Raw genomic sequence first — 14,345 nt, 5'->3', positions numbered from 1 at the left:
GTGAACCCGACTTTACCCATGCCGTCAAATCCGCGTGTAGAACTTCTCAATCTCGGTGACGAGCTCCTGCTCGGCATCCGCGAAAACTCCCACCTCGCCCACATCGGACGCGAGCTGGCCCGCCACGGCCTGCACCTCCAGCGCAACGTCTGCTTCAACGACGCGCCCGAGGACATCCGACGCTTTTTCAAGGAGAGCTGGGAGCAGTCCGACATCGTCATCACGACCGGCGGGCTCGGCCCGACCAGCGACGACAACACCCGCGAGGCCGTGGCCGAAGTTCTCGGCCGCAAGCTGATCTACTCCGACGAGATCGAGCAGGCCATTCGGGCACGTTTCGAGCGGCTGGGGCGCACCGTCACCCCGAACAATCTCAAGCAGTGCTACCTGCCCGAAGGTGCCGAAATCCTTCCCAATCCGAACGGAACCGCCCCCGGTATCTGGTTGAAAATCAACGATAAGTGCCTGGCGATGCTCCCCGGCCCATCCAACGAGATGATCCCCATGCTCTCGGACCAGGTCATCCCCCGACTCTGCTCGGAGGGCCACTGCCGGTTGGACGAAGCCTACCTGCAAATTCGCACCATGGGCATCGGCGAGAGCGCACTGGAAAACCTCCTGATGCCGATTTTCGACAAACATGAGGGGCTTGGCGTCGCCTACTGCGCCCATCAGGGCATGGTCGATGTGCGCCTCAGCCGTGGCAAGGGCGACTACTCCCGCTGCGCCATCCAGCACATCGCCAAGGAGTGCCGCGAAACGCTTGGAGCGGACTTTGTCTGCTATGGCGACGACTCCATCGCCAAGGTCATCTTCGACCACCTGCGGGCGGACGAAAAAACCCTCGCCGTGGCCGAATCCTGCACCGGCGGCCTGCTGTCGAACGCCTTTACCGACATTCCCGGCGCTTCCAAGGTCTTTTCCGGCGGCATTGTCTGCTATAACAATGATGCCAAAATGGAACTGCTCGGCGTGCCCGAGTGCATCATTGCCCAGCACGGAGCCGTCAGCGCGGAAACTGCCGTGGCCATGGCCACTGGCGCAGCCGAACGCCTCTCCACCGATTACGCCCTCTCCGTGACCGGCTTTGCCGGACCCAGCGGCGGCACCGCTGAGAACCCGGTCGGCACCATCTACATCGGCTACCACGCCCCCTGCGGCACCTGGTGCGTGCGGATGGTTTACCCCGGCGAACGCTCCACCGTCAAAGTCCGTGCCGTCATGCGCGCCCTCGATGTCATGCGCCGCAAGCTCAACAAGTACAAGGTCGAAGACGCCCTCCAGGCCCTCGCCACCGGCGGATAGGGGGAATTCGTAAAATTCGTGGATTTGTAGGTTCGTAAGTTTCTCAAGGGTTGATATTTGCAAAAGCAATCGCCGTGGCTTTAATTGTTTCTTCCCGTTGTTTAATCTGCGGATTTATGAATGTGCGGATCTCTACAATTCATCAAAAACCGCCCGGCGTCCACGAAACACCAGGTCGCCCTCCTGCCAGTTCTCTGCGTGCAGGCCACTATCATCGATGCCGTTGAGCCCCACGGCCCAAAGCCGGAAATGGTCACCCAGCGGTTCGTAGCGGATAGTGCCACCCTTTGGTGACAAAGGATCCACCGGCACTTCGGGCAGGTAGTCCGGCACCAGCGCCTCCAGCGAAGACGGGAGTTGTCCCCGATCATCAGCATAGGCATTAATGGCCAGCCCGCAGGCCACGACTTGACGCAAAGACCAGTCTGCCTGCAGATGGTTACCGACCTTCATGTACGTGGAAAAAAGTCCATCAAGATCTTCACTCCCAAAATCTTCCGCGGTCTTATCGAAATACTGACAGAGGATGGTTTGACTTTCATCGGCCCAGGCAGGATCCATCAAATTAGCCTTTCTCAATTCTCTGAGGCTATCATACCAAGCCGCGTAGTATCGATAGAAACTTGGGAGTGCCCAATAAACATAGGCTTTTTCCACATACTCCGCCCACGGAGCATCGGAATCAAAAGGGTAAGAGACCGCAAGTTCCACCCTCTCCTGTACTGAACATATATCAATGGCCTTTTCCATAAAAAACCTCTCTTGATCCAGGATCCTCGTCCAGAGGCTATTAATCTCAGAATCGGTTAACAGAGCAACAAACCTTGGAAACAGGACACGAGGCAGCGGAAATCCACGGTCTGCATTCTGCACGGCTTCGAGTGTCATCCGGCCAAATCCAACTTTTGACAGCGCATCGATAAAAGTCACAAAACTGGAATCCTCCGTCACGCGGTCAGTCAGTTCCAGCGCTTCAAGCAAAGACGAATATCCCTGTTTGACCAGCGCCTCCCTGGCTTCAGCAGAATCGGCTTTCCCGGCCAGAAACAGGGATTGATTGGCTTTTAATAGATAGAGCGAAACCACTCGTTGGAAATACATCGGTCCGAGATTCAACTCGTAGTTTTCGGGGTCAACCTGACGGTCCATCCCCGGCAGCGCCAACGCCCGATGCACCTCGGCCAGAATGTGGCGGACATCTTTGCTGTCGAGCAGTTGGGTCAACTGCTGTCGCTCCTCCTCAGAAAGTTCCGTCCAGGGAGCGAGCATACCGGGGTGGTTCTCGTTCTCGTAATCCCAATCCGAAAAAGTATCGATAAACTCCTCCAGAGCCGTACGGGTAAAATACGACTCCAGCGCAATCAGCACGAGCGCGGCGTTTTCCTCGTCAGGGACGGGCGGGCCAACCGCCAATTCTCTAAAAGTCATCGGCGCCCCCTCTGCCCGCAGCCGTTCCCGCGCCTCCTCGACCAGTCTTGGCGAGCTAAACAGTTGCCAGAGGTAGAAACTGCTCAGGAGCATAAGCAGGAGGACGGCGACTGAGACGAGCAGGACCCAGGGCGACCATTTGGAGGGGGAGGATTTTGTCATGGCGGATTGGGGCAAAAAACGTTTCTATAGCCTGCAACCCACCCGGTTCCAAGGCGAGCCAAACCGCCCGCTGCCCAGCTTGCGGAAAACCGGGCTTCCCGGCCCCGAACAAACCACGGATAAGGCCCCCAGTAAGTTGCGAATAACTTTGTCGGTAAAAAAAGGGGGCATCTTATTCCGGGTTATTGAGGCTTGCGCCCGGAGTTATCCACCGCCAAATTATTCGGTAAGCGACTGGATAGCATGGGCTTTACCCGGTTATTCCACTCGCCGACAGCCCTTATTAAGAGTAATACCCTTTTTAAAAATCTAATACATTAATATTACAAGGTTGTCAGCAAAACCAAAACTCCACACTCTCGCTGTCACATGAAGTTTAAGATTCACCGGGACCACTTCGTGAACGGACTCCAACAGGTGCTCAACGTTGTTGGCACCCGTGCTACGATGCCGATTCTGAGCAATGTGCTCATCCAGGCCGAGGGCGATACGCTCTCGCTGACCACGACGAACCTTGACCTTGGCATCCGCTGTAAGATCAAGGCCGAGATCGAGCAGCCCGGTGGGATCACTCTGCCGGTGCGCAAGCTCGCCACCATCGTCCGTGCCCTGCCCGACACCGGCGTCGAGCTCGACGCTTCCTCCGGCAATCAGGCCAAGATCACCTGCTCCTCCGGCGGTTCGGAATTCCGCATCATGGGCATCGCCCAAGAGGAGTTCCCGCCTCTGCCCTCTTTCGCCGACCAACACGTTTACAACATGCAGCAGGGCGAGATCCTCGGCATGCTCAAGAGCGTTTCCTACGCCATGAGCTCCGACGAAAACCGCTACATCCTCAACGGCGTGTACTTCGTTTTCGGTGACCAGAAGCTGACCCTCGTGGCCACCGATGGCCGCCGCCTGGCCCTCACCGGCAAGGAACTCGAAGTGACCGAGGACAACGCGGGCAGCTTCATCCTCCCGGCCAAGACTGTGACTGAGCTGGAGCGCCTGCTCGGCCAGGGTCAGGAGCTGAAAATCACCTTTACCGACCGCCAGGTTGCCTTCGAAATCCGCATGGCCGCCGATTCGGCGGACTCGTCCGGGCTGGTGGATTCGATTTACCTCGTTTCCAAGATCGTCGAGGGCAATTACCCGAACTACCGCCAGGTCATCCCGAAGGAGACCGAAAGCCGGATCAAGATCGAGCGTGAGCTGATGGCCGAGTGCGTGCAACGCGCTGCCCTCGTCACCAGCGACAAGAACAACTCGGTCAAGCTGAAGCTGGGCAACAATCTGCTCGAAATCAGCGGTTCGTCCCCCGAAGTCGGTGAGTCGCGCGAGCGCATGGCCATCGCCTACGAAGGCAAAGAAGTCCAGGTCGCCTTTAACCCGCATTTCCTGCTCGACCCGCTCAAGGCCCTCAATGCCGACGAGATCTACTTCGAGTTCAAGGACGAGCTGAGCCCCGGCGTTTTCAAGACGTTGGAGGACTTCCTGTGCGTGATCATGCCGCTGCGCCTGAGCTAGGCCGGTATTCGCCCCGTCGCGGGCATACGGGAACATTACCGCGTGCGTCCCTGACTATATTAGCATGTCATTAGCCGTTCAGATCGTGATCGGATTGCTGCTGGTGTCCCTGTTGGTCAGCTTCGGGAACCTGAATTGGCGTCTGCCCGTGATCGGCATTCTCAACCGTTGGCTGCGCTGGCTGCTTTTCGCGGTCGGGATGGCTGTGTTTGCGCACGAGTTTGGCTGGAGTGACCGCCCCTTCTGGATGCTGGCGCTGGTGGCGTTTATCGCCTGGTTCCTGATCGAGACGATGTACAACTGGCTCGTTATCGCAGCGATCAGCCGGAGTCCGATCCCCCTTTTCCCGAAATTCGGGCCCAACCGCGATGGTGACGAGTGGCCGGCCCAGCGCAAGCTCATCGCCATGCGTGACTGGCTGCGCGGACAAGGTTTTAAAAAGCTCCAGGCGGTCAAGGCGGAGTTTGACCAATCACTCTCCATCCGCTCGACCATCTATCAGGAGGGCAATGGTGAAACCCGTTGCCAGATCCTGTTTTTTCCGCAGCGGGCGGGGGCGGTCAATGTCGCCTACATTCTTTCGACTAACACCACGGACGGGCGCCGCATCATCAGCGACAACGTGTTTCTCCCCTTCGGAGGCTACTATCCCGAGGACTGGGAGATCCGTCGCAAGCCGCTTTTGCGCCGCCTCCAGCCGCTTCTTCGTTTCCATCGTCGTCGCCTGCACGAGCTGAGACTGAACGGCGTGGAGGTCCAGCCCTGGGATCAGGACGAGGAGCCGGTAGTAGAACTTAATCGCGAGCAACAGTCGCTGGAACGCCTGAACCGGCAGCTCGGTTTTCTCATGCCGACAGACCTTCAGGAGGAGTTTGGGCACTTGACCAAGGAAGGTCGCTATCGCCTCTGGAAAGAAGTCTGGCTGCTGAATTATCTGGGAATTACCGTGTCTTATGGATAATATCCCTAATCCTGCACGATGGCTTGATTTTTCAACGCTGTTCGGGATATAATTCAAGGGCACGAATTAAGGGATGAATCGAGTATACAAAGGCGATAAAGGCGAGCCAATCCACTGGATGAGGGGGGAGGAGATTTACGAACTGATTGGCCGAAAGTCCTCCGGTAGCACGCTTCACAGCCTGATGCGCGTGACGATTAAGCCCGGCAGTCATTCGCGTCCGCATTATCATCCGATGGCCGAAGAAAGTTACTATCTGCTGGAGGGACGAGCGCGGATCGAACTGGATGGGGAAGTCATGCTGCTGGAGCCGGGCGATGCCGCCCTTATCCGTCCCGGTCAACATCACCAAATCTGGACCGTGGGCGACGAACCCTTGGTATTCTTGATAGTGGCCGCCCCGGCTTGGGATATCACCGATACCGTTTTTCTCGATGAGTAGAAAACGGACCGGAGGACTTCTGAAACTTCCTCCCGTACTGATATTATGCAGTTTACTGCTGGCGGGGTGTCGTTCCGATCAGAGCGACTGGACCGTTCCCGAAGATACCGCGCCCGCTGCCATAGTACAAGGAGCTGATCCTTATCCGGCGTTTGAAAATAATCGTCACGCCTTCGATCATCTGCTGGAGCCGCCAGATTTTTCCCAGATGGATGTGGTCGCTGTTCCCGCGGTGGAAAAATCACCAGTCAGGGACTCAGACGAAGACCACATATCTGAGGTCTCCATTGAGTGACAAAAATAGCGCATCCTTCGCGCAGGCAGTCATAACGCATTAACCAACGGACAATCGTTCAACTGGCTGCGATTTCTTCGAGAGACTTGGAATCGGTGAGCTGAAGCAGGCGGGCGATGCCTTGCCCGATGAAGTCCATTTTCGCGATCTGGGCGATGCGCTTGCGGCACTGGCCCAGTTCCTCGTTCAAAAAGACGGTGCGGTAGAGCCGGCAGGCCTCCATGAGCGAGATGATGGCCACATCGCGCGGATCCGGGAGCGTGTTGGTCAGGATAATCATGCGGATGCGGGTCCGTACCTCGGACTCCTCGCGCCCGTCGATCATCGGGTAGGTCCGCTCGCCCTTCATCCACAGGAAGGACTTGTTCTGTTCTTTGAGAATGCCCTTGTGGATGAGCGAGGCCAGCAGGCGGCTCTCGAATTCGTCCGCTTTCACCATGAGGCGTGCCAGCACCTTGACGATGGGGGTGGCCTGGCCGACTTTGCCCAGGAGCGAAACGGTCTCGTCCAGCAGCGGGTCGCCGGTCGGGTCGGACTTGGCCAGCACGATGTTCTGAGGGTCCGCTTCGATCCGCTTCATGAAATCCAGTTCCATCAGCAGCGCACCGGCGATGGCGCATTCGAGCGATTGCTCGGGCACATTGCGGCTGATTTTTCCGGTTTCGTCGTTCAGGGCCAGCAGGACAATTTCTTCAGCGAATCGGAGCATGCAACACCTTATGATGCCTCCGGTTACGGGCGGCAAGGGAATACTCCAGGCCCGCCACGCCGGGTTTATCGTATAACAGATCTAGAGCAGTCCAAATAAAGTCGTAGCCGCCCCAAAAAAGGCCGAATGGCTAAATGATTAAATGGTTAATTGTTGTTTGCTACGTTCCGCATCCAACAGTTAACAATTGGCCATTCAACCATTTAACCATCATGACTCTAAATACGCGGGCGGTGAGGAAAAGGGTTGGCAGTGCCGGTGTCCGCGGATAGGTGTATAAGCGTCTCCTCATCTCACTTTAATTCCAACACAAGGATCTGTCATGCAATTAGGAATGGTCGGCCTCGGCCGTATGGGTGCTAACATGGTGCGTCGCCTGATGAAGGCGGGACATACCTGCGTCGTTTATGATACGAACCCGGACAGCGTCGCCGAACTGGTGGCCGACGGTGCCGTCGGTGCCAGCACCCTCGAAGAATTTGTCTCCAAACTCGAAGCCCCCAAGGCTGCCTGGGTTATGATCCCGGCCGCCATCACCGACAAGGTAATCGGCCAGCTCGCCGAGCTCATGGACAAGGGCGACATCATCATCGACGGCGGTAACTCCTACTTCCGCGACGACCGCCGCCGGGCGAAAGAGCTGGAGCCGAAGGGCATCCACTACATCGACTGCGGCACTTCCGGCGGCGTCTGGGGCCTGGAACGCGGCTACTGCCTCATGATCGGCGGCGAAGACGGCCCCGTCCAGCACCTCGACCCGATTTTTGCTACCATCGCTCCCGGCGAAGGCGACATCGACAAGACCCCGGGCCGTCCCGACGGCAAAGGCACCGCGCAAAAGGGCTATCTGCACTGCGGCAAGGCCGGGGCCGGGCACTTCGTCAAGATGGTCCACAACGGCATCGAGTACGGCATCATGGCCGCCTACGCCGAAGGCCTCGACATCCTGAAAAACGCCAACTGCGACACCCGTGCGCAGGAAGTGGACGCCGAAACCGCGCCCTCCATGCATGGCGACCTCGACTACGACCTCGACCTGGGTGAAATCTCCGAAGTCTGGCGTCGCGGCTCTGTCATCGCTTCCTGGCTGCTCGACCTGACCGCCGCCTCCTTTGTCGGCGACCCGAAGCTGGAAAAGTTCGCTGGTCGCGTCTCCGACTCTGGCGAAGGCCGCTGGACCATCGAGGCCGCCATCGACTCAGCCACGCCCGCCTCCGTGCTGACCAGCGCCCTGTACTCGCGTTTCCGCTCGCGCGAGGAACACGCCTTCGCCGACAAGGTCTGCTCCGCCATGCGCTACCAGTTCGGTGGCCACCTGGAGAAGACCGGCATCACCCCGATGGCGTAACGCCAGCGCAAATCACGCCCGATTCTTTATCAACGCCCGGCTGTTCTGGCCGGGCGTTTTTTTTGTGGTTCGGGGGCGGAAGCGCGGCGGTCCGGGCTTGAGTTGTCTTACGCTGTATCCTTAAGATGCCAGAACCTTCCCCGCCCATGAAAAGCTTATCTCTATTGTTTATCTGCTGCTGCTTACCCATCCTGGCCCATGCCAAAGAGCACGCCTATGGCATCGGCAACTGGATCCGTGACGAGCATCTGGAGGTCGGCAAGAAGATCGTGATCGACTTCGGGAATGCCAGCAAAAGCGATGATGAGAAGCTCCGTCCCGATGAGCGTAAAGAGGGCTTTGTCGTTTATTGGGGAACGTGGCCGCAGGAGGATACTGCGCTCATTTTTACACAAAAGAAAATCGATAGCACCCGCTCCAAAATGATCCCTAAGGAAGGCGGAGTCGTTATTGATTATATCTACGTTAGCGTGGGCCGAGAGCGTGAGTTTCTCGACAAGGTTTATCGCGCTCCAGTCGAAGTACGCACCACTTCGGATGGCACGCAAACGTTCATCAACGACAAGGATGTCGCAATGCAAATGGCCAGTAACAGCTCCAAGCGTATCGACGTGGTCCTGGCTCAAGTCGGCAACCGCTGGGTGGTCGTCTATAAATAGGCCCCCGTCTGTTGTCCGTCGGGGGCTTGGGCGCTTTTTCGTTGCAAGATCTGGCCAAGCGGGAAAACTGCCCCCATTGCTGCTTGACCAGCGGTCGAGCATTGTTCAACGTGACCCAAACCCAACACGTGTAAGATATGTCAGAAGCAGTCTCCGATATCGGGCTCGTCGGCCTCGCCGTCATGGGCCAGAACCTCGCCCTCAACATCGCCGACCACGGCTATAAGATTTCCGTCTATAACCGGACGACCTCCAAGATGGAGGAGTTTGTGGCGGCCCATCCCGACACGCCCGGCGGCCTCGTCGGCTGTGCCGAGCTGAAGGACTTCGTCGCCAGCCTCAAGCGCCCGCGCAAGATCATCATCCTCGTCCAGGCCGGTCGCGGCACGGACGCCGTCATCGACGGGCTCGTTCCGCTCCTGGAAGAGGGCGACATCATCATCGACGGTGGTAACGCCTACTGGCACGACACCATCCGCCGCGAGAAGGACCTGACCTCGAAGGGCCTGCGCTTCATCGGCTCCGGCGTCTCCGGCGGTGAGGAAGGCGCGCGCTTCGGCCCGTCGCTCATGCCCGGCGGCACCCCCGAGGCCTGGGAATACCTGAAGCCGATCTGGGAAGCCGTCTCCGCCAAGGTGGACGCCAAGACCGGCAAGCCGCTCGAAGGCGCCGCCCCCGGCAAGCCCGTTGAAGGCGGCGTGCCCTGCACCGCCTACATCGGCGAGAACGGCGCGGGCCACTACGTCAAGATGGTCCACAACGGCATCGAGTACGGCGACATGCAAATGATCTGCGAAGCCTACGACCTGATGCGCAACCTCCTCGGCCTGTCCGCTGCCGAGATGGCCGACATCTTCAAGAAGTGGAACACCGGCATCCTCGACTCCTTCCTGATCGAAATCACCGGCGAAGTCCTCGCCCAGAACGACCCTGAAACCGGCAAGGCCTTTGTGGACATCGTCCTCGACACCGCCGGCCAGAAGGGCACCGGCAAGTGGACCTCGATCAGCGCGCTTGACCTGGGCGTGCCCGCCCCGACTGTGGCCGAGGCCGTCTTTGCCCGCTGCCTGAGCGCGATCAAGGAAGAGCGCGTCGCCGCCTCCAAGCTCATTGCCGCCCCCACCGCCAAGTACGAAGGCGACAAGGGCGAGCTGATCCAGGCCATCCATGACGCCCTCTACTGCTCGAAGATCTGCTCCTACGCGCAGGGCTTCCAGCTCATGCGTTCCGCCGCCGTCGAGTTCGGCTGGAAGCTTAACTACGGCGAAATCGCCCAGATCTGGCGCGGCGGTTGCATCATCCGTGCCGGCTTCCTGCAAAAAATCACCGACGCCTTCGCGGCCCAGTCCGACCTGGCCAACCTCCTGCTCGACCCGTATTTCAAGGAAACCGTGGGCAAGCTCGAAGCCAGCTGGCGCAAGGTCGTCGCGACCGCCGTCACCTGCGGCGTCTCGGTCCCCTGCTTCAGCAGCGCCCTGGCCTACTTCGACGGCTACCGCACGGCCAACCTCCCGCAGAACCTTCTCCAGGCCCAGCGGGACTTCTTCGGCGCGCACACCTACGAGCGCACCGACAAGCCGCGTGGCGAGTTCTTCCACATCGACTGGCCCGACCCCAAGCGCCCCCAGATCAAATCCTAGGCAGGGCATGCCCTGCACCCTCGGTGCTGACGCACCGTGATGGGGCTCTGCCCCATCGGGGCCAAAAGGCCCCTGCCCCGGAGACGGGAAGGGTGCAGCTTTGGGTCAACCGATCCTGTTTTTTCAAAACCCCGGACAGTTTTCGTCCGGGGTTTTTTATGTCTGTGGGTGAAACTGTTGATCACTTTCCCCATATCCTGAGCGGACCGGACACAGAAGGACCCGGCGTCGCGCCCCTTCGCGGGCAAATCCCTTTCCCCCAACTCCCTGCGCAAAGCGTTCGCGGGCGCAACTGCGGCCTTGCTCGCCTTGACGTAAAGGGGGAAAATCCCGGTATGGCACTCGTTACGACAGCAATTCAGGGTAAAACCGGCATCATCACTTTCAGCAATCCGGAGGCACGCAACTGCCTCAGCGGTGAAATGGTGGAGGCGCTCGTGGGTGCGTTTGACGAACTGGAGAAACAGGCGGTCTATGCCGTTATCCTGCGGGCTGAACCGGGCGTAAAGGTCTGGAGCGCCGGACACAACATCAAGGAGCTGCCCGAAGGCCGCCGCGACCCGCTCAACTACTACGACAGCCTCGGCGTGCTCCTGCGCCGCGTGCAGGACTTCCCTTACCCGGTTATCGCCATGGTGGAGGGCACGGTCTGGGGCGGGGCCTGCGACCTGTGTATTTCCTGCGACATGATCGTGTGCGCGGAAAACGCGACCTTTGCCATCACCCCGGCCAAGCTCGGGCTGCCCTACAATGCCTCCGGTGTGGTTCATTTCATCAATGTGCTCGGCCCCAAAATCGCCAAGGAGATGTTCTTCACCGCCAAGCCGATCTCGGCCCGGCAGGCGCACAACGTGAGCATGGTCAATCATGTGGTGCCCGCGCCCGAGCTGGAGGGCTTCACGCTGGCACTGGCCGACAGCATCACCGCCAACGCCCCGCTGGCCATCCGCGTGATCAAGCATCAGTTCCGGCTCCTGCTCAAGGGCACGCCTCTGCCCGCCGAAACCTTTGAGGAGATTCAGGGACTGCGCCGCCGCGTGTACGACAGCGACGACTACAAGGAGGGCGTCCTGTCCTTCAAGGAAAAGCGCCCGCCCGTTTTCACCGGTCGCTGAGGACAGCGTAAAGAGGGGTGATCCACGCACTGCCAGCGGGTGCTACCCGCAAAAAAAACGCCCGGCTTTTGACCGGGCGTTTTTTTGATGAAAGGAACGGGGGTTCCCGGTTAGAACATGTCCTTGACGGACTTGGCCGCGTTGACGGCATCACCGATCTTGCCCAGGTCCACGCCGGCGTAGTCAGAAGCGACGCTGGTGAGGACTTCCTTCTGCTTGTCGGTGAGGGAGCCCATTTCGTAGATTTCTCCGAGGCTCTTGGCGGCGGCAGTCTTGTCACCGGTCTTGATGGCGGCGATGGCGTTGTTGACCGGGCCACTCAGGTTCGGGTCGGAGGTGTCGAAATTCTGGTTCAGGCTGTAGGCCGACACGGTGCCTTTGACTTCTTCGACGAGTTGCGACTGCTTGTCGGTCAGGTCGAGTTCGCTGAGTTGGTTCAGGGTGTCGAGCGACTTGAGCGTGTCGCCGCCCTTGAAGCTGTTGATGGCTGAGCTCAGCAGGCTGCTGGCTTCCTTGTTGCCCGAGAAGGAGCTTTTCAGCGAGTCAATGGCGCTGAGGGTGTTTTCCGTGGCGACAGACTTGGCCGTCTTGGTCAGCGTTTCGGCGTACTCAGTCGAGCTGGGAGCCGCAGCTTCCTCGGAAGTGGGAGCGCTCTGCATGGCAAAAGCGGCGCTGGCGCCAAGCAGAAGAGTGGTGGTGGAGATCAGTTTGCTCAGGTTTTTCATAACGCGTAGTCGTTTTGAGTAATAGAGGATGTGGAGAGTTGTCTTTAGTACATAATAACCAGCCCCTAATGAAGTCGAGACGATTTATCGACCAGTTAGGGGGCTTGTTAAGTGCCTGTAGAGCATAAGCAGACGTTGATAGTCGCTTTCCCGGTCCGTACTGGCGATGACGTGATCGAATTCCCCGGCGCGGGCCAGTTCGTCCTCGGCGCTCTTGAGGCGGCGGGCGATTTCCGCCTCGTCGTTGTCGCCCCGGCCCAGCATGCGCTCTCGCATCTGGCCGGGAGTGATGGTGATGAAAACCGTGACCAGCCGGCCGGCCAGGGAGGGGTTTTCCCGTTCGGCCTGGCGGAAGGAGGCCGCGCCCTGTACGTCGATGTTGAGCAGGACGTTGCGACCGGCGCTCAGGTGGCGGTCGATCTCTGACTTGAGGGTACCGTAGTAGCGGCCATGCACACGGGCGTATTCGTAAAAGTCCCCGGCCTCGATCCGGCGTTCGAACTCTTCCGGACTCAGGAAATAGTAATCGCGGCCATCGACTTCGCCCTCGCGCGGGGCGCGGGTTGTGCAGGTGATGACGCGGCGCACGTCGGGCTGTTCGGCCAGCATGCGCTCGCACAGGGTGGTCTTGCCGCTGCCGGCGGGACCGGCGATGACGATCAGCTTGCCCGGGGCGGGATCAGGTGTGCTCATGCGCGGGCAGGCTTCAGTAGGTAAAGGAAGTGATGAACACCGCCGCCCCATAGACCACCAGCACGAGGCCCAAGGCACGGACGCGGGCATTTTTCGCGAACAGCCAGGTAAAGAAGTTGCGCAGGCGGTAGGGCGCGGCCCCGATAATCAGGGCGATGACGATGCCGATGTAAACCGCGATCACCATGAGCAGGCGCTGCGGGTGGTCGAACTGCATATAGGCGGCATCCAGCAGCGGGCGGGCGCTCAGGAGCATGAGCACGGCCAGGCCGCGCACGGCCAGGAAGTCCCGGACAAAGAAAAACGAACCCAGCGCGGTGACACCGAAGACCAGAAGCAGGAGCTGCTTGTAGTCGCCGAAGTCGGCCTTGCCCAGGTGGGCGATGTGCCAGAGGAACCACACCGCAGCCCCGCCGAAAAGCACCACGGCCGCCGGGGTGGAACGCATCCAGCCGAAAGTGGCCGGGCGGACCCGCGGACCGTTCCACAAGAACCAGCCGCCGAGCGCAAGCAGGACGATGCCAGTCAGGAATGTTGCCAGAAACAGGGACATGAAGCGCTCAGCTTGCCCGACTGCGGGCATGGCGGAAAGCCTAAAGTCAATCCTTCTGTCAGGAGCTTTCCGCAACCCGGAGTGAGCAGACCCTGACTTGGTTTGTTCTGTTCAAATAAAGGCTGCATGTTGGCTATCCTAGTGTCCCGTTAGCTTAGTTCCTGATAAAAATATTTTCACCGCAGAGGCGCAAAGACGCAGAGCGACCTCTGTATCCACGAAGTTTTTTGTGCTTCTTGTGCCTTTTTGTGGCCATTAACATTTGTTAAGAACTTAGCTAACACGACACTAGGCCGTGCCTTAAAATTGCCTTTAGCTGATGGCAGCCCAATAAAAAAGCACAGGTCGGTAAGCCTGTGCTTTTGTTGGTGTAAAGGTCGTGGAGATCAATGTTTCTTGCGCTTGACCAGTTGCTGGGTCATGGCGAAGCGGGCGACGGACTCGAGCTTTTCGATCTGGGCCGGGTCGTGGCCTTCCTTACGGGCCTTTTCCAGCGCGGCTTCAGCCTTCTGGCGGGCATCCTCGACGAAGTTCAGGTCGATCTCCTGAATGTTGATCGCCCCTTCGCACAGCACGGATACCACGTCGTTCTGGACGCGGGCGAAGCCCTTGTCCACGGCGAGGTATTCGCGCCCGCCGGCCATCGTGGCCTGGACTTCGCCAGGCTCGACGATGGTCAGCAGCGGCTGGTGACCGGGGAGGATGTCCACGTCGCCGTTGGCGGTGGGCAGGACCACGTCGTCAACCTGGCCGGTGAAGGCTTTGCCCTCGGGGGTGACGATTTCAAGTGTCAGCGGCATG

Annotated in this window: 15 protein-coding genes; 9 read left to right on the top strand and 6 right to left on the bottom strand. The window is 59.1% G+C overall.

What is annotated here, in order from left to right; translation table 11 throughout:
- Window positions 1-18: 18 nt before the first annotated feature.
- Window positions 19-1,305, top strand: coding sequence for a competence/damage-inducible protein A (locus H5P28_RS14810; RefSeq protein ID WP_185676486.1), 1,287 nt, complete (start codon window positions 19-21; stop codon window positions 1,303-1,305).
- Window positions 1,306-1,437: 132 nt separating this feature from the next.
- Here H5P28_RS14810 and H5P28_RS14805 read toward each other — a convergent pair whose 3' ends face one another.
- Window positions 1,438-2,895: a hypothetical protein gene (locus tag H5P28_RS14805; protein WP_185676485.1), complete on the bottom strand. Its 1,458-nt coding sequence runs from the start codon at window positions 2,893-2,895 to the stop codon at window positions 1,438-1,440.
- A 369-nt stretch (window positions 2,896-3,264) separates the two neighbouring features.
- Between H5P28_RS14805 and dnaN the strand changes: the two genes are divergently transcribed.
- The 4 genes from dnaN to H5P28_RS14785 all read left to right on the top strand — a co-directional run bounded on the left by dnaN (window position 3,265) and on the right by H5P28_RS14785 (window position 6,102).
- Window positions 3,265-4,404: a DNA polymerase III subunit beta gene (gene dnaN, locus H5P28_RS14800; protein ID WP_185676484.1), complete on the top strand. Its 1,140-nt coding sequence runs from the start codon at window positions 3,265-3,267 to the stop codon at window positions 4,402-4,404.
- A 64-nt stretch (window positions 4,405-4,468) separates the two neighbouring features.
- Window positions 4,469-5,365 carry a hypothetical protein gene (locus H5P28_RS14795; protein ID WP_185676483.1) on the top strand — a complete coding sequence of 299 codons (897 nt, stop codon included), beginning with the start codon at window positions 4,469-4,471 and terminating at the stop codon, window positions 5,363-5,365.
- Window positions 5,366-5,438: 73 nt separating this feature from the next.
- A complete protein-coding gene (locus H5P28_RS14790; protein WP_185676482.1) occupies window positions 5,439-5,807 on the top strand; it encodes a cupin domain-containing protein in 369 nt (122 codons plus the stop codon).
- Complete coding sequence (locus H5P28_RS14785) at window positions 5,800-6,102, top strand: hypothetical protein (RefSeq protein ID WP_185676481.1); 303 nt, start codon at window positions 5,800-5,802, stop codon at window positions 6,100-6,102. The genes H5P28_RS14790 and H5P28_RS14785 overlap by 8 nt, the downstream gene beginning before the upstream one ends.
- Window positions 6,103-6,160: 58 nt before the next feature.
- On the opposite strand, the gene H5P28_RS14780 is transcribed toward H5P28_RS14785, so the two are convergent.
- Window positions 6,161-6,811, bottom strand: coding sequence for a GOLPH3/VPS74 family protein (locus H5P28_RS14780; protein WP_185676480.1), 651 nt, complete (start codon window positions 6,809-6,811; stop codon window positions 6,161-6,163).
- Between the two features lie 322 nt (window positions 6,812-7,133).
- Here H5P28_RS14780 and gnd point away from each other — a divergent pair, with 322 nt between their 5' ends.
- The 4 genes from gnd to scpB all read left to right on the top strand — a co-directional run bounded on the left by gnd (window position 7,134) and on the right by scpB (window position 11,573).
- The gene (gene gnd, locus H5P28_RS14775; RefSeq protein WP_185676479.1) at window positions 7,134-8,159 is read left to right on the top strand and encodes a phosphogluconate dehydrogenase (NAD(+)-dependent, decarboxylating); all 1,026 of its coding nucleotides are present in this window, start codon (window positions 7,134-7,136) and stop codon (window positions 8,157-8,159) included.
- 146 nt (window positions 8,160-8,305) lie between these two features.
- A complete protein-coding gene (locus tag H5P28_RS14770; RefSeq protein ID WP_185676478.1) occupies window positions 8,306-8,818 on the top strand; it encodes a hypothetical protein in 513 nt (170 codons plus the stop codon).
- Window positions 8,819-8,955: 137 nt separating this feature from the next.
- On the top strand, window positions 8,956-10,458 hold the full coding sequence (gene gndA, locus H5P28_RS14765) for an NADP-dependent phosphogluconate dehydrogenase (protein ID WP_185676477.1): 1,503 nt from the start codon (window positions 8,956-8,958) through the stop codon (window positions 10,456-10,458).
- 335 nt (window positions 10,459-10,793) lie between these two features.
- Window positions 10,794-11,573 carry a methylmalonyl-CoA decarboxylase gene (scpB, locus tag H5P28_RS14760; RefSeq protein WP_185676476.1) on the top strand — a complete coding sequence of 260 codons (780 nt, stop codon included), beginning with the start codon at window positions 10,794-10,796 and terminating at the stop codon, window positions 11,571-11,573.
- 110 nt (window positions 11,574-11,683) lie between these two features.
- On the opposite strand, the gene H5P28_RS14755 is transcribed toward scpB, so the two are convergent.
- The 4 genes from H5P28_RS14755 to atpC all read right to left on the bottom strand — a co-directional run bounded on the left by H5P28_RS14755 (window position 11,684) and on the right by atpC (window position 14,344).
- Window positions 11,684-12,298 carry a hypothetical protein gene (locus tag H5P28_RS14755; protein WP_185676475.1) on the bottom strand — a complete coding sequence of 205 codons (615 nt, stop codon included), beginning with the start codon at window positions 12,296-12,298 and terminating at the stop codon, window positions 11,684-11,686.
- An 84-nt stretch (window positions 12,299-12,382) separates the two neighbouring features.
- Window positions 12,383-12,991, bottom strand: a complete 609-nt coding sequence (gene gmk / locus H5P28_RS14750; protein ID WP_185676474.1) for a guanylate kinase — start codon at window positions 12,989-12,991, stop codon at window positions 12,383-12,385.
- Between the two features lie 13 nt (window positions 12,992-13,004).
- Entirely contained in the window at window positions 13,005-13,574 is a 570-nt protein-coding gene (locus tag H5P28_RS14745) for a hypothetical protein (RefSeq protein WP_221773438.1), read from the bottom strand.
- Window positions 13,575-13,930: 356 nt separating this feature from the next.
- Window positions 13,931-14,344 (bottom strand): ATP synthase F1 subunit epsilon, encoded by a 414-nt coding sequence (gene atpC, locus H5P28_RS14740; protein WP_185676473.1) that lies wholly within the window; start codon window positions 14,342-14,344, stop codon window positions 13,931-13,933.
- Window position 14,345: the final 1 nt, after the last annotated feature.

Source organism: Ruficoccus amylovorans (assembly GCF_014230085.1).
Taxonomy (GTDB): Bacteria; Verrucomicrobiota; Verrucomicrobiia; order Opitutales; family Cerasicoccaceae; genus Ruficoccus; species Ruficoccus amylovorans.
The sequence above is the reverse complement of the archived record's forward strand: the minus strand, read 5'-3'. Positions and strand labels throughout refer to the sequence as shown.

What these genes read in the sequence shown, in the direction of transcription:
- H5P28_RS14810 (WP_185676486.1), top strand. Translation starts at nt 19, where the DNA reads ATGCCGTCAAATCCGCGTGTAGAACTTCTCAATCTCGGTGACGAGCTC.
- H5P28_RS14805 (WP_185676485.1), bottom strand. Translation starts at nt 2,895, where the DNA reads ATGACAAAATCCTCCCCCTCCAAATGGTCGCCCTGGGTCCTGCTCGTC.
- dnaN (WP_185676484.1), top strand. Translation starts at nt 3,265, where the DNA reads ATGAAGTTTAAGATTCACCGGGACCACTTCGTGAACGGACTCCAACAG.
- H5P28_RS14795 (WP_185676483.1), top strand. Translation starts at nt 4,469, where the DNA reads ATGTCATTAGCCGTTCAGATCGTGATCGGATTGCTGCTGGTGTCCCTG.
- H5P28_RS14790 (WP_185676482.1), top strand. Translation starts at nt 5,439, where the DNA reads ATGAATCGAGTATACAAAGGCGATAAAGGCGAGCCAATCCACTGGATG.
- H5P28_RS14785 (WP_185676481.1), top strand. Translation starts at nt 5,800, where the DNA reads ATGAGTAGAAAACGGACCGGAGGACTTCTGAAACTTCCTCCCGTACTG.
- H5P28_RS14780 (WP_185676480.1), bottom strand. Translation starts at nt 6,811, where the DNA reads ATGCTCCGATTCGCTGAAGAAATTGTCCTGCTGGCCCTGAACGACGAA.
- gnd (WP_185676479.1), top strand. Translation starts at nt 7,134, where the DNA reads ATGCAATTAGGAATGGTCGGCCTCGGCCGTATGGGTGCTAACATGGTG.
- H5P28_RS14770 (WP_185676478.1), top strand. Translation starts at nt 8,306, where the DNA reads ATGAAAAGCTTATCTCTATTGTTTATCTGCTGCTGCTTACCCATCCTG.
- gndA (WP_185676477.1), top strand. Translation starts at nt 8,956, where the DNA reads ATGTCAGAAGCAGTCTCCGATATCGGGCTCGTCGGCCTCGCCGTCATG.
- scpB (WP_185676476.1), top strand. Translation starts at nt 10,794, where the DNA reads ATGGCACTCGTTACGACAGCAATTCAGGGTAAAACCGGCATCATCACT.
- H5P28_RS14755 (WP_185676475.1), bottom strand. Translation starts at nt 12,298, where the DNA reads ATGAAAAACCTGAGCAAACTGATCTCCACCACCACTCTTCTGCTTGGC.
- gmk (WP_185676474.1), bottom strand. Translation starts at nt 12,991, where the DNA reads ATGAGCACACCTGATCCCGCCCCGGGCAAGCTGATCGTCATCGCCGGT.
- H5P28_RS14745 (WP_221773438.1), bottom strand. Translation starts at nt 13,574, where the DNA reads ATGCCCGCAGTCGGGCAAGCTGAGCGCTTCATGTCCCTGTTTCTGGCA.
- atpC (WP_185676473.1), bottom strand. Translation starts at nt 14,344, where the DNA reads ATGCCGCTGACACTTGAAATCGTCACCCCCGAGGGCAAAGCCTTCACC.